11 protein-coding genes and 1 pseudogene are annotated in these 21,165 nt (G+C 61.6%); 9 read left to right on the forward strand and 3 right to left on the reverse strand.

Features of this window, described 5'->3' with window-relative positions; translation table 11 throughout:
• Positions 1-129 precede the first annotated feature (129 nt).
• From H3V09_RS00005 to H3V09_RS00025, 5 genes and pseudogenes are all read left to right on the forward strand, one after another.
• Positions 130-1,950 (forward strand): glycoside hydrolase family 13 protein, encoded by a 1,821-nt coding sequence (locus H3V09_RS00005; protein WP_198190524.1) that lies wholly within the window; start codon positions 130-132, stop codon positions 1,948-1,950.
• Between the two features lie 94 nt (positions 1,951-2,044).
• Positions 2,045-3,094: an ABC transporter permease gene (locus H3V09_RS00010; RefSeq protein WP_082097698.1), complete on the forward strand. Its 1,050-nt coding sequence runs from the start codon at positions 2,045-2,047 to the stop codon at positions 3,092-3,094.
• Positions 3,095-3,111: 17 nt separating this feature from the next.
• Positions 3,112-4,083 carry a carbohydrate ABC transporter permease gene (locus H3V09_RS00015; protein ID WP_110424939.1) on the forward strand — a complete coding sequence of 324 codons (972 nt, stop codon included), beginning with the start codon at positions 3,112-3,114 and terminating at the stop codon, positions 4,081-4,083.
• Between the two features lie 66 nt (positions 4,084-4,149).
• Positions 4,150-6,633 (forward strand): glycoside hydrolase family 31 protein, encoded by a 2,484-nt coding sequence (locus H3V09_RS00020; protein WP_198190525.1) that lies wholly within the window; start codon positions 4,150-4,152, stop codon positions 6,631-6,633.
• A 101-nt stretch (positions 6,634-6,734) separates the two neighbouring features.
• Positions 6,735-6,888, forward strand: a pseudogene (locus H3V09_RS00025) (ACT domain-containing protein); the annotation flags it as partial.
• Between the two features lie 219 nt (positions 6,889-7,107).
• On the opposite strand, the gene H3V09_RS00030 reads toward H3V09_RS00025, so the two are convergent.
• The gene (locus tag H3V09_RS00030; RefSeq protein WP_198190526.1) at positions 7,108-7,761 is read right to left on the reverse strand and encodes a tRNA (cytidine(34)-2'-O)-methyltransferase; all 654 of its coding nucleotides are present in this window, start codon (positions 7,759-7,761) and stop codon (positions 7,108-7,110) included.
• A gap of 90 nt (positions 7,762-7,851) precedes the next feature.
• Between H3V09_RS00030 and H3V09_RS00035 the strand changes: the two genes are divergently transcribed.
• The 4 genes from H3V09_RS00035 (at position 7,852) to H3V09_RS00050 (ending at position 17,610) form a co-directional block, all read left to right on the forward strand.
• Positions 7,852-8,907 carry an A/G-specific adenine glycosylase gene (locus tag H3V09_RS00035; protein ID WP_415873485.1) on the forward strand — a complete coding sequence of 352 codons (1,056 nt, stop codon included), beginning with the start codon at positions 7,852-7,854 and terminating at the stop codon, positions 8,905-8,907.
• Between the two features lie 30 nt (positions 8,908-8,937).
• Complete coding sequence (locus H3V09_RS00040) at positions 8,938-9,600, forward strand: hypothetical protein (protein ID WP_198190527.1); 663 nt, start codon at positions 8,938-8,940, stop codon at positions 9,598-9,600.
• A gap of 194 nt (positions 9,601-9,794) precedes the next feature.
• The gene (rpoB, locus tag H3V09_RS00045; protein WP_198190528.1) at positions 9,795-13,361 is read left to right on the forward strand and encodes a DNA-directed RNA polymerase subunit beta; all 3,567 of its coding nucleotides are present in this window, start codon (positions 9,795-9,797) and stop codon (positions 13,359-13,361) included.
• Positions 13,362-13,449: 88 nt separating this feature from the next.
• Entirely contained in the window at positions 13,450-17,610 is a 4,161-nt protein-coding gene (locus tag H3V09_RS00050; RefSeq protein WP_198190529.1) for a DNA-directed RNA polymerase subunit beta', read from the forward strand.
• 204 nt (positions 17,611-17,814) lie between these two features.
• On the opposite strand, the gene H3V09_RS00055 is transcribed toward H3V09_RS00050, so the two are convergent.
• The gene (locus H3V09_RS00055) at positions 17,815-19,920 is read right to left on the reverse strand and encodes a transglutaminase-like domain-containing protein (RefSeq protein ID WP_198199014.1); all 2,106 of its coding nucleotides are present in this window, start codon (positions 19,918-19,920) and stop codon (positions 17,815-17,817) included.
• Complete coding sequence (locus H3V09_RS00060; RefSeq protein ID WP_198190531.1) at positions 19,917-21,164, reverse strand: DUF58 domain-containing protein; 1,248 nt, start codon at positions 21,162-21,164, stop codon at positions 19,917-19,919. Before H3V09_RS00060 ends, H3V09_RS00055 begins: the two co-directional genes overlap by 4 nt.
• Position 21,165 lies beyond the last annotated feature (1 nt).

Below are 21,165 nucleotides of genomic sequence, written 5' to 3' on the forward strand. Positions count from 1 at the left end.
ATCCAACAGGACGTCTACAACTCCTTCAAAAAGAACATGGACACCATCGGAGTCAACCTCAACAACAACAACAAATAAACAGAATATTCCGAGCAAACACCTTCCAAAGCAGAAACGAAGCGTAAGACCATGACATCCAGACAGCGTCCAAAGGTGCCTGACGACATCCAGACCAATGGGGCCACCCCCAACCCTTGGTGGGCCAATGCGGTGGTGTATCAGATTTACCCCCGCTCCTTCCAAGACACCAATGGGGATGGGTATGGTGACATCCCTGGTATTGCCAGGCGCCTGGACTATCTGGCCGAGCTTGGGGTGGATGCGATTTGGTTGAGTCCGGTCTACCAGTCGCCTCAGGATGATAACGGATATGACATCTCGGACTACCGACGGATCGATCCCATGTTCGGCAGTCTGGAAGACATGGATGAACTGATTGCTCAGGCCCACAATAAGGGGATCAGGGTGATCATGGACCTGGTGGTTAACCACACCTCGGATGAGCACGCGTGGTTCCAAGCCTCCCGCAACCGTGATCCGGCCTACGCAGATTGGTACTGGTGGCGACCGGCTCGCCCCGGCCACGAACCGGGTACGCCAGGTGCCGAGCCCAACAAGTGGGGTGGGAGTTTCGGGGGTTCCGCCTGGCAGTATGACCCTGTGCGGGGGGAATATTACCTGCACATCTTCTCGCGTAAGCAGCCAGACCTCAACTGGGAGAATCCGGCCGTTCGCAAGGCGGTATACCAGATGATGAACTGGTGGATGGATCGCGGGATAGACGGCTTCCGCATGGATGTAATCACGTTGATTTCCAAGCTGGTGGATGCCCAAGGCCACCTGCCTGGGGAATGCGGAGGTTCAATCCCTGATAACCCTCCGGGGGAGGAAGGCTATTCGAGTCCATGGCCCTTCTGCATGGACGGTCCCCGCTTGGACGAGTTCCTCAAGGAGATGCGTCAGGCTGTCTTCAATGGCCGTCAGGGCTACCTGACTGTGGGGGAGGGCCAGGGGATCACAGCAGCCCGCAGTGGACAGATAACCGACCCCGCCAGCGGCGAATTGGATATGCTCTTCCTCTTCGACCATATGGAGGTTGACCAGGCAGGTGCCAAGTGGAACCAGACCCCCTTTCACCTGTGCGACCTGAAGAAGGCCATGTTCCGCCAGCAGGAGTCTGTCAGCAAGAAGGGGTGGGCGAGCCTCTATTTCAACAACCATGATCAGCCCCGCATCGTCTCCCGGTGGGGAGATACCTCCACCGACGAACTAAGGGTTCGATCGGCCAAGGCTCTGGCCCTGCTACTTCACATGCATCGAGGGACTCCCTATATCTACCAGGGCGAGGAATTGGGCATGACCAATGCCGGATTCACTCGTCTGGACCAGTATCGGGACTTGGAATCCATCAATGCCTTCCATCAGAGGGTCGAAGAAGCCCACGTCCAGGATGCGGATTCGATGATGATCTCCCTGGCCAAGGCAGGGCGGGATAATGCCAGGACCCCTATGCAATGGGATGGAGGCCGCTATGCCGGTTTCATGACTCCTGAGGCTGCTGTCGAGCCTTGGATCGCCGTCAACCCCAACAAATCACGGATCAATGCCGCTAGTGAGGTCGATGATCCTGATTCTGTCTTTTCCTTTTACAAGAGGTTGATTGACCTTCGCCACCGGAACCCTGTCATCTCGGCCGGGTCCTTCCAGCCGGTCGATGTTGAGGACGAGTACGTATATGCCTTCGTCAGAGTTCTGGGCGACCGCCGTCTACTGACCGTAGTCAATGTCTCCTCTCGACAAGCCACCTTGCCGGCACAGACGACTGGCCTTCTGAACGGAAATCTGAACGCTTCGCGTCTGGTCATATCGAACCTGGATGGAGCCGATCTCATGGTGGAACTGGCCCGAGGAATTCTGCCGCCTTGGGCGGCCTTCGCCATCGGTTTGTGAACGTCCGCTCCGGCTTTGCCGGGCGGACGGAATGAAAACAGTAACAAGGGTGCGGCAGTGCACCACGGAGGATCAGAGAATGGAGAGGAATGCCATGAGTGTCAACCAAAAGGGGGGTGGCGTGACTGGTCAGGCGGAGGAGGTTGCCCGGGCCGGTGTAACCCCTGAGAAGATAAAAGGCCGGAGTCTGGCAGAGAGCAAGGGCAAAGTCGACGTGATCGACAACCTGGAGGCACGCAGGCATGCCCCCCTTCCCATGCGGGTCGCCGACCATTTCCGGCGCTACTGGGAGATTTGGGTGTTCGTGCTGCCCTCCATATGTTTCGTGGCCCTTTTTTCATACGTACCTATGTATGGAATCCAGCTGGCCTTCCGCGAGTATGACATCACCAAAGGATTGACCGGTGGTAAGTGGGTAGGTTTCAAATACTTTCGACAGTTCTTCAACGACCCCATGTTTGTCGAAATCATCACCAATACCGTCCGCATCAGCCTGTGGACCCTGGTCATGGGTTTCATCGCACCAATAATCCTGGCCCTTTTGATCAACCAAATCGGCAGTTCAAAAATCAAGGGTTTCGTGCAGACGGTCACCTATATGCCCCACTTCATCTCGACCGTGGTCATGGTTGCCATGATCCAGATTTTTCTTTCTCCTGGCACCGGCCTTCTGGGTCGCTTCTTTGGCCGCACCAGCCTCATGGGGGTGCCGGGGGCTTTCACTCCCATCTACTGGATCAGTGAGGTCTGGCAGCACACTGGGTGGAACTGCATCATCTACTTGGCCGCATTGAGCTCGGTGGACCTTAGCCTGTATGAGGCCGCCAAAATCGACGGAGCCGGTCGTCTCCAGCTGATCCGCTACGTGGACATCCCAACTATCATGCCCACGGTTGGCGTCCTCCTCATCCTCCAGATGGGATCGGTCCTGGGCGTTGGTTTCGAGAAGGTCTGGCTGATGCAGAACACGTTGAATGTGACTGCTTCCGAGGTCATATCGACCTATACCTACCGAATAGGCATTCTGGACAACCAGTTCTCCTATTCGACAGCTATCGGCCTCTTCAATTCGGTGGTCAACTTCGTCTTCCTGGTGGCGGCCAACGCCTTCGCCAAGAGGGTCAGCGACACGAGCATCTTCTGAATAAGGGAGGAAGAGACATGTCATCTACACGGCAAAACGTAGACGGTTCCGCCGCCCTCGTGGCAGCTAAGAGGGGAAGATCTGACGTTCCCTTCAACAAACACAGGGGTCAGAGCAAGACCGCAGGGGATTGGGTGGTCGACATCATCATCGCTTTGATTCTGGTCGTTATTGTGTGTGTGGTAATCTACCCGCTTTGGTTCATTATCATTGCTTCTTTTTCTGATCCAACGGCGGTGGCCCAAGGCAAGGTCAACATCCTCCCACAGGGGTTCAGCTTGGGTGGCTACGCCAAGATTCTGGCCGATGACCGGATCTGGATCGGTTACAAGAACACCATCATATACACCTTCCTAGGTACGGCGGTCAACCTGATTGTGACCATACCGGCGGCCTTCGGACTCTCCCGCAGAGAGTTCAGACCTAGGAGGATCATCATGTTCCTCTTCGCGTTCACCATGTTCTTCAGTGGGGGCTTGATCCCCTCCTACCTCCTGATGAAACAACTGGGTCTGTTGAACAGCATGTGGATTTTCATCCTGCCGGGAGCATTTGGGGTTTATAACATGATCATCGCACGATCCTTCTTCGAAAGTTCCATACCTGAGGAGTTGCGTGATTCGGCCCGCGTGGATGGGGTTTCCTACTTCGGCTTCTTCTTTAAAATCGTTCTGCCCCTGAGCTCGGCCATCATTGCGGTGATAGGCCTCTATTGCTTCGTGGGCCACTGGAATGACTACTTCACTGGCTTGATTTACATCCGTAACCAAGAGAAACAACCCTTGCAGAACATCCTTCAGATGATTCTTCTGGCCAACCAGGTGACCCCAGGCTCGGGTAGCAGCATGTCTGCGGTCCAATCGCAGAACTTCGCCGACCAGATCAAGTTCGGAATCATCATCGTATCGACCTTGCCCCTCCTCGTTATCTACCCCTTCCTGCAGAAGTATTTCAACAAGGGTGTAATGATCGGGGCCATAAAGGGCTGAGTATGACCCCTTCCACCAGCCAACCACGGAAAGATCCGATTCAAGCACGAAAGCTGACAGAAAGCCATGAAGATAATCAACCCCCGCAGTCAGATGCCTATCCAGGCCCGTCCTCTCATGGGGCCTGAGACCGTCATTCAGGGAGATCGGTTCAGAATCGCCTTCCTTACTGATTCCATGGTCAGACTGGAGTGGTCAGATTGCGGCGTTTTTGAGGATCACTGCACTCAGATGGCCCTTGACCGGGCCTTTGAAGACCCAGCAGCCCTCCACCTGGACAGACGGTGTGAGGGGGATCGGCTGGTAGTCGAGACACCATACATAATCCTGGCCTACGACGGAGGGCCCTTCAGCCGTGAGGGATTGCAAATCAAAGTCAAGGGAATGGACGGCTACTGCAGTACCTGGCACTATGGGGACGACCAGCATGCCAATCTGGGCGGGACAGCCCGGACCCTGGATGGGGCGGACGGCTCCACCAAGCTGGATATCGGCGTCAACTCAACGGACGGATGGGCCCTCATCGATGACTCGTCCTCCAACTTGATTATGGCCCCGGACGACCCTGATCTTCCCGAAACGCTCAAGGGGGCTGATCGGGTGCTCATCCTGCCTCGAAAGCACCAAGAAATCGATCTTTACTTTTTCGGTTATGGTCACCGCTATCGCGAGGCTGTTCGTGACTTCTACCGCTTGACCGGCCCCACGCCACTGCTGCCCCGTTTTGCTCTCGGCAACTGGTGGAGCCGCTACCATCGGTATACAGCAGACGAGTACCTGGCCTTGATGGACAGATTCGAACAGGAGGGTCTGCCCTTCACCACCGCCGTCGTCGATATGGATTGGCACCTGACCCAGGTGGATTCCAAATATGGCACGGGCTGGACCGGATACACATGGAACAGGGACCTCTTCCCGGACCCGGCCGCCTTCTTGGGTGGGCTGCACAGCAGGGGGATGAAGGTCACCCTCAACGTACACCCCCGTGACGGAATCCGTCCCTTCGAAGATCCCTACCGCCAGGTATGCGCTGACATGGACAGGGATCCGACCGGGAATAAAGCCGTGGAATTCGACTTGACCGACCCCAAGTTCGTCGAGGCCTATTTCCATATGCACCATGACCTGGAGGAGGAGGGGGTGGACTTCTGGTGGATCGATTGGCAACAGGGAAGCGTCTCCAAACTAGCCGGCCTTGATCCTCTCTGGCTACTGAACTTCCTCCACTATGCCGACAGCGGGCGGTCGGGGCGCTGGCCTATGACTTTCTCCCGTTATGCCGGTCCGGGTTCCCACCGCTACCCTATAGGGTTCTCGGGGGATACGGTGGTGAGCTGGGACTCCCTGCGTTTCCAGCCCTATTTCACGGCTACGGCTTCCAATATCGGCTATGGGTGGTGGTCGCATGACATCGGTGGCCACATGCTCGGTTACCGGGATGAGGAACTGGAGGCCCGTTGGTATCAGTTGGGCACGTTCAGCCCGATCAACCGTCTGCACTCCTCGTCCTCGCTTTTCAATGGGAAGGAACCCTGGAACTTCCACCAACCGGCACGAGGAGTCATGGAGGATTTCCTTAGGCTGCGCCAGGCACTCCAGCCTTACCTATATACGATGAACTGGCGCAACGCCGCACTGGGCAAAGAACTGATAGAGCCCATGTATTGGGGGGACCCGGAGACTGCGGAGGCCTATCAGGTCCCGAACGAGTACCGCTTCGGGACCAGCATGATTGTGGCGCCGGTCACCGACCCCATGGACCGTGACCTGATGAGGGCTCCTGCCGAGGTCTGGCTCCCGGAAGGCCAGTGGTTCGACTTCTTCACAGGCCGCCTTTATTTGGTGAATGGAGCCGATGGTGTACGCTTCAGGGCTTGGCGTCCCTTGGAATCCATGCCCGTCTTCGCTCCGGCAGGGGCCCTTATTCCCCTCCTGGCGGACAATCGGTCCAACCGGACACAGAACCCCGATTCCTTGCGGCTATTGGTCTTTCCTGGCGCTGATGGATCATTCACCATGCGTGAGGATGACGGACATTACCCCCAGGGAGGGGATTTGAGCGCCATGAAAACCGCCGATACCACAATCAGTCTGGATTGGGACAAGCCCTGCCTGCGCATTTGTGCCGTACGTGGCGAATCCGGCCTGGTGCCCGCCAGCAGGCGATGGCAGGTGGTCCTCCGCGGCGTGCTGCCGGCACGTGTCCAGGTGGACGGGGTCGACTGTCGTGCCGACTACGATCCTGATACCTTGAGTTTGGTTGTTACCCTGCCCGAGCGTCCCGTTGGGCAGGATCAGGTTCTGACCTTTCCTGAAGGTTTGGATCTGGCGGATAACCCTGTCCGAAAGGACGTTTTCGACATCTGTCAGTCTGCCCAAATCGCAAACTCCCTGAAGGACAGGGTCTATGACCTTGTCTGTTCGAGCGGGGTAGGGGCCCTGAGATCCTTGGAAACCTTGGAGTATACCAGGTCGAACGGAGACAGACAGGTCCTGTCGGGTGAATTCCTGTCGGCTCTCCAAGAGGTCCTTCTGAGGGCTGTCTGCTGAGATTCCGGTCGCCCTTCATGCAGTGCCTGACTAGCCGGGCGGATGCGCGTTATCCGTCGTGGAATGTCCTCAAGACGGGACCCCCACATCGAAGGAGCCTCATGGACAAGGCAATCATCACCATTGTGATCAGGGACAGGGTGGGCATCATCGCCGCTGTCTCCACATTATCTATTAGGCCACAAAGTGAACGTGTTGAAAGTGAATGTGTTGGATGTAGCTCAAACCATCATCGATGGTTTCTTCAACATGATGTAGATCGTGGGCTGCTCGGATTTCGGCATCCCTTCGACGACTTGTTGGACTGATTGGAGACCTTGGGTGAGGCCATAGGGGGGGGGTGAATTCGGCGTTCTGATGGACTGTGGTCCGGTCATCTGGATGAGTAGGAAATCCTGCGCAGACTTCGTCAATCGGGGCGGGCACATCCCGGCGCCCATCCACAGCTTCAAGAACCGAGTGCGCTCGCGGGGTTCAGCGGCCGCCTTGGAATCCCAGCTGCCGCCAGGCCTCGTAGATGGCGATGGAGGCGCAGTTGGTCAGGTTCAGGCTGCGCAGGCTGGGCCGCATGGGCAGCCTGACCTGTTCGGCTACGTGAGGGCCGGCCATGATGTCCATGGGGTCGGGGATGTCGCCCGGCTCGGGTCCGAACAGGAGGATGTCGTCGGGCCGGTAGTTGACCTCGGTGTAGAGCTTGTCGGCGTGGGCGGTGAAGGCGATGATCCGGCTGTCGGGCATGGAGCGGACCAGGTCGTCGAAGTCCGGGTGCAGGACCACGTGGGCCATGTCATGGTAGTCCAGGCCGGCCCGGCGCAGTTTGGTGTCTTTGAGGTTGAAGCCCAGGGGTTCTATCAGGTGCAGGATGGTGCCGGTCACGGCGCACAGGCGGATGGCGGAGCCGGTGTTGCCGGGGATCCGCGGCGAGTAGTAGCACAGGTGGGGGGTGGAGGTCTTCACCCGGCTGGCCTGATCGGCCTTCATCATGGCGTCCACTACGGAGATGGGATTGCCGTGGGCATCCGTGACCAGCTCATCCGGACCATAATTCGATTTGCGGTATCCGTACTCGTACATGCTGTCGACGGCCTTCGACGGGTCGTCGGACCGCTCCTGCTCCTGCCTGTTCATGAGGCCAACCTACCGTCGCCAAACGACAGGCCAGGCAGTGCCGGTCGGCACCGTCGGGCAGAATACGGCGGTTGAATGAGGCAGAATCGGATGGCGAAGGGCGGTGTGACCATGGTGGGTGCGGATATGGCCTTGGCGGAGACGGAGCCCATCCGCCTGCGGCTGTTCGACTGGTGGAGCCGGTACGCCCGCGATCTGCCTTGGCGCTTTGGGCGAACCACACCCTGGGGGGTCCTGGTCTCCGAGGTCATGAGCCAGCAGACCCAGATGAGCAGGGTGGTGCCCTACTGGACGGCCTGGATGAAGGTATGGCCGGATGCGGCATCCCTGGCTGTCGCTCCCAAGGCCGAGGTCATTACGGCCTGGGGCCGACTGGGCTACCCGCGCCGAGCCCTGCGCCTGCAGGAATGCGCACAGCAGGTGGCCGGCCGGTATGCAGACCGGCTGCCCCGGGATTACGACCAGCTGGTGGCCCTGCCCGGCATCGGCGACTATACGGCCAGTGCTGTCATGAGCTTTGCCTACGGCGAGAGGATCGCCGTCATCGACACCAATATCCGCAGGGTGCTCTCCAGGGTCTTTCTGGGGCGTGAATCCACCGGAGGCGCTGCCAGCCGAGAGGAGCGCCAGCTGGCCTGGCAGGTCCTGCCCGAGGATGAAGGGCAGGAGAGTGTTAGCGCCGATGCCGGAGGGCCGGAGGATGTCGGTGCCGAGGACAGCGGTGCCCAGAAAGATAGTGACCGTCTGGGACTGGCTGATCCGAAGGTCAGGTCGGCTGCCTGGCGTGAGCCGCCATCGGCCCGATGGAACCAGGCTGTCATGGAGCTGGGCGCCACAGTCTGCATCGCTCGCAAGCCGGCCTGCGACATCTGCCCTCTGGCCGGTTACTGCCGCTTTCTCAAGGCTGGACTACCTGGTTTGGGCGCAGGCAGGACCAGGCCCCGTCAGCGCTTCGCCGGTACCGACCGGCAGGTCCGCGGTGCCATCCTTCAGGCCCTGCGGCAGGCTTCCGGCACGCCCGTCTCAAGGAAGGATCTGGAACCCCTGTGCGAGGATGAAATCCGACTTGATCGGTGCATCGCCTCTCTGGATGAGGACGGCCTTCTTGAGATTGGCCAGGACGGCCGCCTAAGCCTGCCGCAGTGAAGGCCGCCCTGGCGATTAGACTGGAGAAGTATGGCCAAGCGACGCATGAGCGAGAAGAAACGGCGGATGTACCGTCGCCGGAGGATCGCGGCCGCCCTGCTGGCGGTGCTCTTCCTGCTGGTCTGCGCTGGTCTGGTCTGGGGCGTGGGGGCCGGCATCAGAGCCTTGCGGGGAGGCGATGGGGGCCAGGGTGCCTCGACCAGCGCCCAGCAGTCCGCAAAGACCAAATCCAAAGACAAGAACAAGCAGGGCAAAGATCAGAAGAAGGATGCTAGCAAGAAGCGTTCCTCAGGAGCTCCTGACTGTAACAAAGGGGATCTGGCGCTGGAGCTGGCTGCGCCCGATCCTAGCACTGAGGTAGGCGGGTCCATCGACTTTACGGCGACCATTCGTCACAAGGGAACAGGCTCATGCTTGGTGGACGGCTCCGACGGCGGCCGCGTGCTGGTCATCACCAGCGGTCAGGATACCGTTTGGCGCTCCGATGCCTGCCCGGTGGGGGCGCGTACCCTGCTCATGGCCACCGGCGACAAGGACGTACAGACCATCACCTGGCATGCCGACAGGAGCCAGGAGAGCTGCCAGCCCGACGAGAAGCTGCCCCTGGTCGACGCCGGTTCCTACAAGGCCAAGTTGGTGCTCAAGGCCGATTCCAACGTGGTCTCCCAGCCGGTGCCGGTCATGGTCCAATAGCAGCTTTCCGAAGACGACACGCCGATTGCGCCCATGGTTCTTGTCTGCTATAGTCTTGTCTTTGCGTGAGGTATGTCATATAGCGGGCATGCATCATCGAGGAGGTGCCCGCGAATAGGCATATGGCGGCCATTCGGCATCTCCCTGGGGTAACAGGAATGATCGAGTACGGCGAGCGATAAGGAACGTCCATTTTGGCTGCCAATAAAGCTGTAAGTAGTACCACCGCCACGCAGGCACGCGCTGACGAACATGACATCAAACTGCACAAGGCCACCGATCGTGTCAATTTCGGATCCATCCGCGAACCCATCGAGGTGCCCTACCTCCTGGGCGTGCAGACCGATAGCTTCGACTGGCTGGTCGGCAATGACCGCTGGAAGAAGCGGGTTGAAGAGGATCGGGTCAACGGGACACATACCGTGGCTCCCGTCTCCGGCCTTGATGAGGTCTTCCAGGAGATCTCTCCCATTGAGAACTTCGCACAGACCATGAGTCTGACCTTCTCGGATCCCTACTTCGAGGAGCCGCGGCACACGGTCCAGGAGTGCAAGGAGAAGGACTACACCTACTCCGCCCCCCTGTATGTGAACGCCGAGTTCGAGAACGGGGACACCGGCGAGATCAAGTCGCAGACCGTCTTCATGGGCGACTTCCCGCTACAGACCCCCCACGGAACCTTCATCATCGGAGGCTCGGAGCGTGTCATCGTCTCCCAGCTGGTCCGCTCTCCCGGCGTATACTTCGATCGCACCCAGGACCGCAACTCCGACAAGGAGATTTTCGGGGCCAAGATCATCCCCAGCAGGGGCGCCTGGCTGGAGTTCGAGATCGACAAGCGTGATGTGCTGGGTGTGCGTGTGGACCGCAAGCGCAAGCAGTCCGCCATCGTCTTCCTCATGGCCATCGGCATGACCAAGCCGCAGATCCGCAAGGCCTTCAAGGGCTATCCGCTGGTGCTGGACGCCCTGGAGAAGGAGACCATCGAGACCCAGGACGAGGCTCTGACCGACCTCTACAGGAAGATCAGGCCTGCGGACACCGCCTCGCCCGAGGCTGGCCGCAACCTGCTGGATTCCTTCTACTTCAACACCAAGCGCTACGACCTGGCCCGGGTCGGCCGGTACAAGATCAACCGCAAGCTGGGGCTTGAGGCCGACTTCAACGACCGCAGCCTGCATCCCGAGGACATCATCGCCACTCTGAAGTACCTGGTGACCCTGCATGCCGGCGGGCAGACCTTCCCCGGCCGCCGCGACGGCCAGGACATCGAGCTGCGGGTGGACGTGGACGACATCGACCACTTCGGCAACCGCCGCATCCGTCAGGTGGGCGAGCTGATCCAGAACCAGCTGCGCACCGGCCTGAGCCGTATGGAGCGCGTGGTCCGCGAGAGGATGACAACCCAGGATGCCGAGGCCATCACCCCGCAGTCCCTGATCAACATCCGTCCGGTCAACGCCACCATCAAGGAGTTCTTCGGAACCTCCCAGCTGAGCCAGTTCATGGATCAGAACAACCCGCTGGCCGGCGTGACCAACAAGCGCCGTCTCTCGGCCCTGGGCCCCGGTGGCCTGTCCCGCGACCGTGCCTCCATGGAGGTGCGCGATGTGCACCCCTCCCACTATGGACGCATGTGCCCCATCGAGTCCCCTGAAGGCCCCAACATCGGCCTGATCGGCTCCCTGGCAACCTTTGCCCGGGTCAACCCCTTTGGCTTCATCGAGACCCCCTATCGCAAGGTCATTGATGGCCAGGTGACCGACGACGTGGTCTACATGACCGCCGATCAGGAGTCCGAGCACACCATCGCCCAGGCCAACCAGGAGATCGACGAGACCGGACACTTCGTCGAGGACGAGGCCCTGGTGCGTGACGCCGAGGCCGAGGCCAAGGATGTGCCCGTCTCCCAGGTGGATCTGATGGATGTCTCCCCCCGGCAGATGGTTTCGGTGGGCGCCTCCCTGATTCCATTCCTGGAGCATGACGAGGGCCACCGAGCGCTGATGGGTACCAACATGCAGCGTCAGGCCGTCCCCCTGGTCAAGTCCGAGCGGCCCCTGGTGGGCACCGGCTCCGAGTGGCGTTCCGCCATCGACTCAGGCGATGTCATCCTGGCCGAGAAGCCGGGCGTGGTCACCTACGTATCCGCCGACATCATCCGCGTCATGAATGACGACGGCACCCAGTCCTCCTACAAGCTGGCCAAGTTCCAGCGGTCCAACCAGACCACCTGCTACAACCAGGTTCCTCTGATCAAGGATGGGGAACGGGTTGAGGCCGGCACGGTCCTGGCTGACGGTCCCGCCACCGAGAAGGGCGAGATGGCACTGGGCAAGAACGTCCTGGTGGCCTTCATGCCTTGGAACGGCTACAACTACGAGGACGCCGTCATCATCTCCCAGCGGCTGGTACAGGACGACACCCTGAGCTCCATCCACATCGAGGAGTACGAGACCGACGCCCGCGAGACCAAGCTGGGCGCCGAGGAGATCACCCGTGACCTGCCCAACGTGGGCGAGGATGCGGTGGCCAACCTGGATGAGCGCGGCATCATCCGCATCGGTGCCGAGGTCGAGGCCGGGGACATCCTGGTCGGCAAGGTCACCCCCAAGGGAGAGACCGAGCTGACCCCTGAGGAACGGCTCCTGCGGGCCATCTTCGGTGAGAAGAGCCGCGAGGTGCGCGACACCAGCCTGCGGGTGCCCCACGGCGAGACCGGCACGGTCATCGAGGTCAAGGAGGTCACCCGCGAGGATGCCGAGGAGGATGGCGACGAGCTGCCCAACGGCGTCAACCGGATGATCCGTGTCTACATCGCCCAGCACCGCAAGATCACCCAGGGCGACAAGCTCTCCGGTCGTCACGGCAACAAGGGCGTCATCTCGAGGATCCTGCCCGAAGAGGATATGCCCTTCATGGCCGACGGCACCCCTATCGACATCATGCTCAACCCGCTAGGCGTGCCCTCCCGTATGAACCTGGGCCAGGTCCTGGAGCTCCACCTGGGGTGGATCGCCCACTCCGGCTGGGACATCAGCCTGGATCCCGACCTGGAGGCCGAGTGGAAGAAGCACATCCCGGCAGGTGCCGAGAAGGCCGAACCCGGCACTGCTGTGGCCACCCCGGTCTTCGACGGCGTGCGTGAGGATGCCCTGAACGGTCTGCTCAAGACCACCCTGCCCAATCGTGACGGCGAGCGCCTGGTGGGCGACGACGGCAAGGCCGTGCTCTACGACGGCCGCACCGGCGAGCCCTTCACCAAGCCGATCTCCGTGGGCTACATGTACATGCTCAAGCTCCACCACCTGGTGGACGACAAGATCCACGCCCGGTCCACCGGCCCTTACTCGATGATCACCCAGCAGCCCCTGGGCGGCAAGGCCCAGTTCGGCGGTCAGCGCTTCGGCGAGATGGAGGTCTGGGCCCTGGAGGCCTACGGCGCCGCCTACACCCTGCACGAGATGATGACCACCAAGTCCGACGACGTGGACGGCCGCGTCCGGGCCTATGGAGCCATCGTGCGCGGGGAGAACCTGCCGGCGGCCGGCATCCCCGAATCCTTCAAGGTGCTGCTCAAGGAGATGCAGTCGCTCTCCTTGAACGTGGAGGTGCTCAACGCGGAAGGCAACGTGATCGAGATGAAGGACGAGGACGACGACCCCAGCGCCGCCTCCGACGACCTGGGCTTCAACATCGGCGCCCGTCCGGACGCCGCCGCCAAGGCCGACCAGTCCGCTCCCGAGCCGGAGTACCGCTGAACCACCAGTCACAGGGATGCCCGCCTGACGGGCATCCCGCCAAGAGGCAAACTTCAGAGCAGTTACAAGATCAGAGACAGGACACAGAGTGCTGGACGTCAATGCATTTGACAAACTGAGAATCGGACTGGCCACGGCCGACGACATCCGTGGCTGGAGCTATGGCGAGGTCAAGAAGCCAGAAACGATCAATTACCGTACCTTGAAGCCCGAGAAGGACGGCCTGTTCGGCGAGCAGATCTTCGGACCCACCCGCGACTGGGAGTGCGCCTGCGGCAAGTACAAGCGCGTGCGCTTCAAGGGGATCGTCTGCGAGCGCTGCGGCGTGGAGGTCACCCGTTCCCGCGTCCGCCGCGAGCGTATGGGCCATATCGAGCTGGCCGCCCCCGTCACCCACATCTGGTTCTTCAAGGGCGTGCCCTCCCGGCTGGGATACCTGCTGGACATCGCGCCCAAGGACCTGGAGAAGGTCATCTACTTCGCGGCCTACATGGTCACCAAGGTGGATGAGGAGCAGCGTCACAAGGACCTGCCCGACCTGCAGGACGAGTTCGACAATGAAATCTCCCAGCTGGAGAAGAAGCGCGACCTGGAGATCGACAAGCGCGCCAAGAAGCTGGAGGAGGACCTGGCTGAGCTGGAGAAGACCGACGAGGTCAAGGGTTCCATGAAGGCCCGTCTGCGCAACGGAGCCGAGCGGGACATGACCGCCATCCGCAAGCGCTATGACGACCAGATTCAGCGGATCACCGCCGTCTTCGACCGCTTCAAGACCCTGAAGCCCGGCGATATGGAGGGCGACGTTGATCTGTGGCGGGAGATGCAGGACCGCTACGGTGACTACTTCGAGGGCTGCATGGGCGCCGAGGCCATCAAGAAGCGTCTGCAGGACTTCGACCTGGAGGGTGCCGCCAAGGAGCTCCGTCACGAGATCGACACTGGCTCCGGCCAGCGCAAGGCCCGTGCCCTGAAGCGGCTCAAGGTGGTCTCCGCCTTCCTGAACACCGGCAACAAGCCCGAGGCCATGGTTTTGGATGTCGTCCCGGTCATCCCGCCCGACCTGCGCCCCATGGTGCAGCTGGACGGCGGCCGCTTCGCCACCTCCGACCTGAACGACCTCTACCGGCGCGTCATCAACCGCAACAACAGGCTCAAGCGCCTGATCGAGCTGGGCGCCCCCGAGATCATGCTCAACAACGAGAAGCGCATGCTCCAGGAGGCAGTGGACTCCCTCTTCGACAACGGCCGCCGTGGCCGTCCCGTCACCGGAGCCTCCAACCGTCCCCTGAAGTCCCTGGCAGACATGCTCAAGGGCAAGCAGGGCCGCTTCCGCCAGAACCTGCTGGGCAAGCGTGTGGACTACTCCGGCCGTTCCGTGATTGTGGTCGGGCCCTCCCTGCGCATGCACCAGTGCGGCCTGCCCAAGCCCATGGCCCTGGAGCTCTTCAAGCCCTTCGTCATCAAGCGGCTGGTGGACCTCAACTACGCGCAGAACATGAAGAGCGCCAAGCGTCTGGTCGACCGTGGCGATCCCGAAGTCTGGGGCGTGCTGGAGGAGGTCATCTCCGAGCATCCCGTCCTGCTCAACCGTGCGCCTACGCTGCACCGTCTGGGCATCCAGGCCTTCGAGCCCATCCTGGTCGAGGGCAAGGCCATCCACCTGCCCCCGCTGGCCTGCGCGGCCTTCAACGCCGACTTTGACGGCGACCAGATGGCAGTCCACCTGCCTCTGTCGGCAGAGGCCCAGGCTGAGGCACGTTCGCTCATGCTGGCCTCCGACAACATCCTCAAGCCCGCTGACGGCCACACGGTCACCATGCCCTCCCAGGATATGATTCTGGGTCTGTACTATCTGACCACCGTGGTTGACGGCGCCAAGGGCCAAGGCCGGATCTTCTCCAGCCTTGCCGAGGCCCGGATGGCCCTGGACCTGGGCGAGATCGACATGCAGGCCAAGATCCTGCTGCGGGTGCCCGCCGACTTCGTCATGCCCAAGGACTGGAAGCCCGGCGACCTCAAGGTCATCGACCCCGAGCCCGGCAGCCCTGACGTGGTCAAGGAGGAGGTCTTCAAGGACGGCTCCCGTCTGTTCGCTACCAACTACGGACGGGTCCTGTTCAACCGGACGCTGCCTGTGGACTACCCCTTCATCAACGAGCAGGTGCCCAAGGGCAAGCTGTCCGGCATCGTGGACGACATCGCCACTCGGTACTCGACCGCACAGGTTGCGGCGACCCTTGATGCCCTGAAGGACCTGGGCTTCACCCGGGCCCAGTGGTCCGGCGTGACCATGGCCTTCTCCGACATCGTGGTGCCGCCCGAGCGCGGCGAGATCGTCAATGAGTACCAGGGGCAGGCCGCCAAGGTCAACTCCCAGTACGACATGGGTCTGCTGACTGACGAGGAGCGCCGTCAGGAGCTGATCAACCTGTGGACCGAGTGCACCGACAAGGTGGCTGATGCCATGCAGGAGCACTTCACTCCGGACAACAACGTGAACATCATGGTCCAGTCCGGGGCGCGAGGCAACTGGATGCAGATCCGCCAGATCGCCGGTATGCGAGGCCTGGTGGCCAACCCCAAGGGCGAGATCATTCCTCGACCGGTCAAGTCCAACTACCACGACGGCCTGTCGGTGCTGGAGTACTTCATCTCCCAGCACGGCGCCCGCAAGGGTCTGGCCGACACCGCACTGCGTACCGCCGAGTCGGGCTACCTGACCCGTCGTCTGGTCGATGTCTCGCAGGATGTGATCGTGCGCGAGGAGGACTGCGGCACCATGCGCGGTCTGACCATGAAGGTGGCCGAGCGCGACGAGCAGGGCAACCTGGTCCTGGTCAAGGCCGCCGACGGCGGACCCTACTCCAGGCTCCTGGCCGCCGACGTCATCGACCCCAAGGACGGCAAGACCGTGCTTTACAAGCGCGGCGACGCCCTGTCCATGGATGTTTTGCGCGACATGGTCGCCCACGGCGTGGAGGAGGTCAAGGCCCGCTCGGTCCTGACATGCGAGTCCACACGCGGGGTGTGCGCCAAGTGCTACGGCTGGTCCCTGGCTACCAACAAGCTGGTGGATGTGGGCGAGGCCGTGGGTATTGTGGCTGCCCAGTCCATCGGCGAGCCCGGCACCCAGCTGACGCTGCGTTCCTTCCACTCCGGCGGTGTGGCTTCGGCCTCCGACATCACCCAGGGTCTTCCCCGTGTCACCGAGCTCTTCGAGGCCCGTACCCCCAAGGGCGAGGCTCCCATCGCGGAGTTCCCCGGCACCGTCAAGGTGGAGGACACCGACCGCGGCCGTCAGGTGACCCTGACCCCGGACGACACCTCTGTGGAGGCGCTGACCTACCCGGTCACCCGCCGTGCGCCCATGATGGTCAAGGACGGACAGCACGTCGAGGCTGGCACCCAGCTGATCGAGGGATCCGTGGATCCCAAGAAGATCCTGCGCATCCTCGGCCCGCGTGCCGCCCAGGTGAACATCGTCAACGAGGTGCACACGGTCTACCGCTCCCAGGGTGTGGACATCCACGATAAGCATATCGAGGTCATCGTCCACCAGATGCTCCGCCGCGTGACGGTCATCGACTCGGGCGACACCGACCTGCTGCCCGGTGAGCTGGTTGATCAGGCCAAGTTCAAGGCCGCTAACATGAAGGCCGTCAAGGCCGGAGGCAAGCCCGCCGCGGGACGTCCTGAGCTCATGGGCATCACCAAGGCCTCCCTGGCCACCGACTCCTGGCTGTCGGCCGCCTCCTTCCAGGAGACGACCCGCGTGCTTACCGAGGCCGCCCTGAACCAGAAGGTCGACGACCTGAAGGGCCTCAAGGAGAACGTGATCATCGGCAAGCTGATTCCGGCCGGCACCGGCCTGGCCAGGTATCGCAACGCCACCGTGGAGCCTGACAAGGCCATCCGCGACACCATCTACCCCAACTTCGGCCTGGGTGGCGGCGACGTGGACCTGAGCGACGCCGACCTGAACGATGTGGACTTCTCCAACATCGACTTCGGGGACCTGAAGCTGGGCGACGACTTCAACCCGGACGACTTCCTCAACGACCAGGGTGGCCAGAGTCATCTGGACACCCCCAACGTGCAGGATCCGTCAGCTGAGTCCGGCGATCAGACGGCTGCCACAGGCACGGGATCCTCGGAGGCCGCCGGTGGCAGTGACTCCGATCAGAAGCCATCCCAGCAGTCTGGTTCGGCCACCTTCTCCTCTTCGGAGGATCAGCACTCCAACCAGTGAGTGCCTGCACGGCCAGTAACCGTAGATCCGCTTGGGCCGGATGATCCGGCCTCGCGGATTCGACCGCAGGATATGTGATAAAGGATGAGGGCCCGCGCGATCATAGCGATCGCACGGGCCCTCATTTTGTTTTTCTTGCGGTCAAGATTGCAGACAGACAGTGACGACGATGGCTGTAGATGACGGCTATTTGGCGACTAAATCTCAGCAGGAAGGAAATGTCATTGTGGGTCCAGTCATGTAGGCAGGTCTGCGTAGCCGGGTTTTGATGCCTAGTAGGAGCAGGATCGGGAGGGCGGGTAGCCAGACCGGCATGGTCCAGAGTGTCGCTTTGGTTATCATGGGTCCGTACCGCTTCCAGAAGGAGGGTGGAGACTGCGGGGATGCTTCCTGCCCGCCGACAATGGTCCTGCCTTGGGTGGTGTGGTCGTCGTGGGGAGGGTCGGCCAGCGGGGGTGGTGGCTGGCGGACCAGTGTGCGTGGATTGGGGGGTGTGGGGTCCAGGGATTTGTCCGGGGTCTTGGTCTCTGGTGGTGTGGGGTAGAAGGGGATCCATCCGAGTCCCTTCAGATTGACCTCCACCCAGGCCTGGGCATCACGTCCCGTCAAGTCGATTCGGGTGCTCCCGTCCGCCTGGGTCCTGGTCCGTGCTCGGCTGATGGAACCGTCATGGTTCTTGGGCAGAAATCCCAAGACCACCCGGGATGGCAGACCCATCTGCCTGGCCAGGAGTGCCATGGCCGAGGCGTATTGCTCGCTGTCGCCCACCATGGCCTGGCCCTGCAGGAGCTGATTGATTCGATAGTCACCATGGCCGGAGGGCGAGGGATAGTCGCCGGCCAGACCATGGGAGAACCATCCCTCCTTGTGCAGCCGTTCCTCGATGGCCAGTGCCCTGGCGCCGCCGCGCACCTGCATGGAGGTCATGGAGGCAGCCGCTTTGGGCAGGCTTTCAGGGGCATCCGACAGGGGAGGCACCTGCGCATCTCCCGGATCGCTGTCGGCTATGCGACGGGTTGCGGGTCGGTTTTGGGCCACGCCGTGCACCGTATAGCTGGCTCCTGCCTGCAGGGCCTGATCGGTCAGAGCAGTGTCCGTAGCCTTGTTGAAGTAGAGGTCTTTCCGTTGCAGGTCCTGGTCCGGATCGATGCCGTCGACCTGTCCGGCAGAGGGCAGCCAGGCGTGGTCGAATCCTTCCCGAATTAGAAAGGTCGCGGTAAAGGGCCGTCCGGTTTGTTCGCCGTCCTTGGTCTTCTCCTGCTGCCTTTCTGTGCGGATCTGGGCGCCGACGCGCCGGTAGTCGGCGGCTCCTGCGCCTGAGGAGTCGGACAGATTCCAGACCTTGCCGTCATAGCGGTCCATGACTGCCATCCGGACCGGCGTGCCGGCGGGCAGGTTGCGTACCGTGACCAGGGTATCGTCGCGGTGTCGTTTGATATAGGCACGGTAGTCGCTCAAGGGGCTGGTGAACTGGTAGGGGTCCATGGGCGGCTGATAATGGTCGCGGATGACCTGTCGGGTCGGAGCAGGCAAGATTCCAGCGGAGAAAATCATTCCGGCTGCTAGGGCCAGGGTCAGGAGAGTGGATGTGAGTCCTCGTAGACGCAGCAGACCCAGTCCACTTGCGCTCCAAATCAGCAGAAGCAGCCAGAGGATGCCGCCCGTCAATGCCGGATAGAGGCCTCTGCTGGTGCCTAGGGCTGCTGACACAATCATGGTGGCCAGGATGGGCAAGGTGGCTGCCAGGACGGCCGCTGGGTGTGTCGGCCGTCCCAGATTGCGGCCCAGGCCATGGCGGGCCAGCAGCACCGCCAGATAGCAGGTCCAGAGCATCAGCGTCCACAGGGCCATCAATCCGCCGGCTTCCTGGCCAAGGGGTGGGTCGATGGCTGCCAGGGTCTTGAAAGCACCGAAGGTAGCGGACCACCCTTGTGCCAGGGTTGCCCAGGTGGGCAGGACGTGGGCCAGTGTTGTGCCGTTGTGAGCGAAGATGGGGCCCAGCAGGAACTGGCCCGCAATCAGCAGCAGAGGTTGGAGGAGGGCTGTGGCAATACTGCGGTGGGGGAGCATGGCGATCAGTAGTCCGGTCAGACAAGCCGCGGCTCCCACTGTCAGCCAGAAGGACAGGCTGCCGTAGACCGGCAACAGCTGCAGTCCGGCCATCAGATCGAGCGGAACCAGTGCGGCGACCAGAATGATAGGGGAGCGGCGCCAGGTGGGGTCGACTGTGGATTGCAGACCAGTCCGGTCGATCAGACGAATCGGCTCCCTCTGGGCTTGCTCCATCCATGATGCTGATGATGTGCTCATGGCTGGTTCTCCAAGAGGATGGGGAGGTCCCGAATACTACCCAAAACGGCGTTGACCAGGCCCGGTTGTGCCTGCAGGCTTGGATGAGCATCCAGGTCGGCAGCCAGCAGCATGACCGAGGAGGCGCTCTGAGCCGATTCGCCCATCAGCGCTGAGGGTTGGCGGTCGCCCATCGAACCGGTTACCAGAATGGTCAGGCTGGTCTGCTCGGAAGCATCAGTCCGGTCAAGTGAGTCATAGCCGCCTTGGCGGGGGTGGATGGCACTGCAGGCGTCCAGAAAACTGCGGGGATCTTCCGTGGGCAGGGTGGTTCCATGGGCGTCGGAATCGTCAGGTTCCGGGGCCCGCGCTTGTAACCGACGGCCATCAAGCAGGCATCGGCAGCCCAAGGAGGCATAGATTTCAACTGCAAGCTCGAACTCATCCGCGTTCCGGTAGGAGGCGGCCTGGCCGTCCAGGATCAGTTCGGTCCTAGTACGCAGGGTGGGCTCATACTGGCGGACCATCAGGGTGCCGGCACGGGCAGTGGACAGCCAGTGGACCCGCTTCATGTCATCGCCCGGAGCATAGGGGCGCAGGGCATGGAATTCCAGGTCGTCGTCGACAATGCCGGGACCAGGATCGCCCTCCAGGTCGCGTTCCAGTCCGGCTTCAAGGGGTGGCAAGGCAACCGTGCGGGGATGGATATAGAGTTTTCGGGCGCCTGCCAGGATTCGACGACGGCGGATGAGTCCCAGCGGATCCCCGGCCTCCATGGTCACCGGGCCCAGGTCAATCACGCCACGGGACCTGGCTTCCAGCTTCAAGCGAATCTGGTGATTCTGGCCGGGAGCCAGGGCAGGCAAAGGCGCCATGACGGCTGCCTGGCCTAGAGTCAGACCGATTCGGCCGCGGCGGGTGGAGCGGTTGCCCGGGTTGGTCAGAACCAGGACCAGCTCGGCCTGGCCACCCACCTCCAGATGTCCTTGGTTCAGACTCGTTTCAGCGCTGCAGGACAGATTGCCCAGGCTCATCAGTAGCCCCAGCAGCAGCATGCCTACGCCCAGCAGAACACCCGCAAGCAGTTCACGCCAGCCAGTCGGGACGAAGGCCAGAGCACAAACGAGCGCGGCCAAGGCCATAGCCCAGCCCAGGGCAGTGACCGACTGCCAAAGGTCAGCGGTCTGGGCTCGTATGCCTTGTCTGGATTCGGCTGAGGATGCCGGTCTTGCATCCGGGGCAGGTCGTCGGGCGAAGGCGGTCATG

The organism is Bifidobacterium sp. M0399 (assembly GCF_016100595.1).
Lineage (GTDB): Bacteria > Actinomycetota > Actinomycetes > Actinomycetales > Bifidobacteriaceae > Bombiscardovia > Bombiscardovia polysaccharolytica.

Excerpts from the sequence above, each read along its gene's own strand:
- H3V09_RS00005 (WP_198190524.1), top strand. The coding sequence starts at position 130 with ATGACATCCAGACAGCGTCCAAAGGTGCCTGACGACATCCAGACCAAT.
- H3V09_RS00010 (WP_082097698.1), top strand. The coding sequence starts at position 2,045 with ATGAGTGTCAACCAAAAGGGGGGTGGCGTGACTGGTCAGGCGGAGGAG.
- H3V09_RS00015 (WP_110424939.1), top strand. The coding sequence starts at position 3,112 with ATGTCATCTACACGGCAAAACGTAGACGGTTCCGCCGCCCTCGTGGCA.
- H3V09_RS00020 (WP_198190525.1), top strand. The coding sequence starts at position 4,150 with ATGAAGATAATCAACCCCCGCAGTCAGATGCCTATCCAGGCCCGTCCT.
- H3V09_RS00030 (WP_198190526.1), bottom strand. The coding sequence starts at position 7,761 with ATGAACAGGCAGGAGCAGGAGCGGTCCGACGACCCGTCGAAGGCCGTC.
- H3V09_RS00035 (WP_415873485.1), top strand. The coding sequence starts at position 7,852 with ATGGCGAAGGGCGGTGTGACCATGGTGGGTGCGGATATGGCCTTGGCG.
- H3V09_RS00040 (WP_198190527.1), top strand. The coding sequence starts at position 8,938 with ATGGCCAAGCGACGCATGAGCGAGAAGAAACGGCGGATGTACCGTCGC.
- H3V09_RS00055 (WP_198199014.1), bottom strand. The coding sequence starts at position 19,920 with ATGAGCACATCATCAGCATCATGGATGGAGCAAGCCCAGAGGGAGCCG.
- H3V09_RS00060 (WP_198190531.1), bottom strand. The coding sequence starts at position 21,164 with ATGACCGCCTTCGCCCGACGACCTGCCCCGGATGCAAGACCGGCATCC.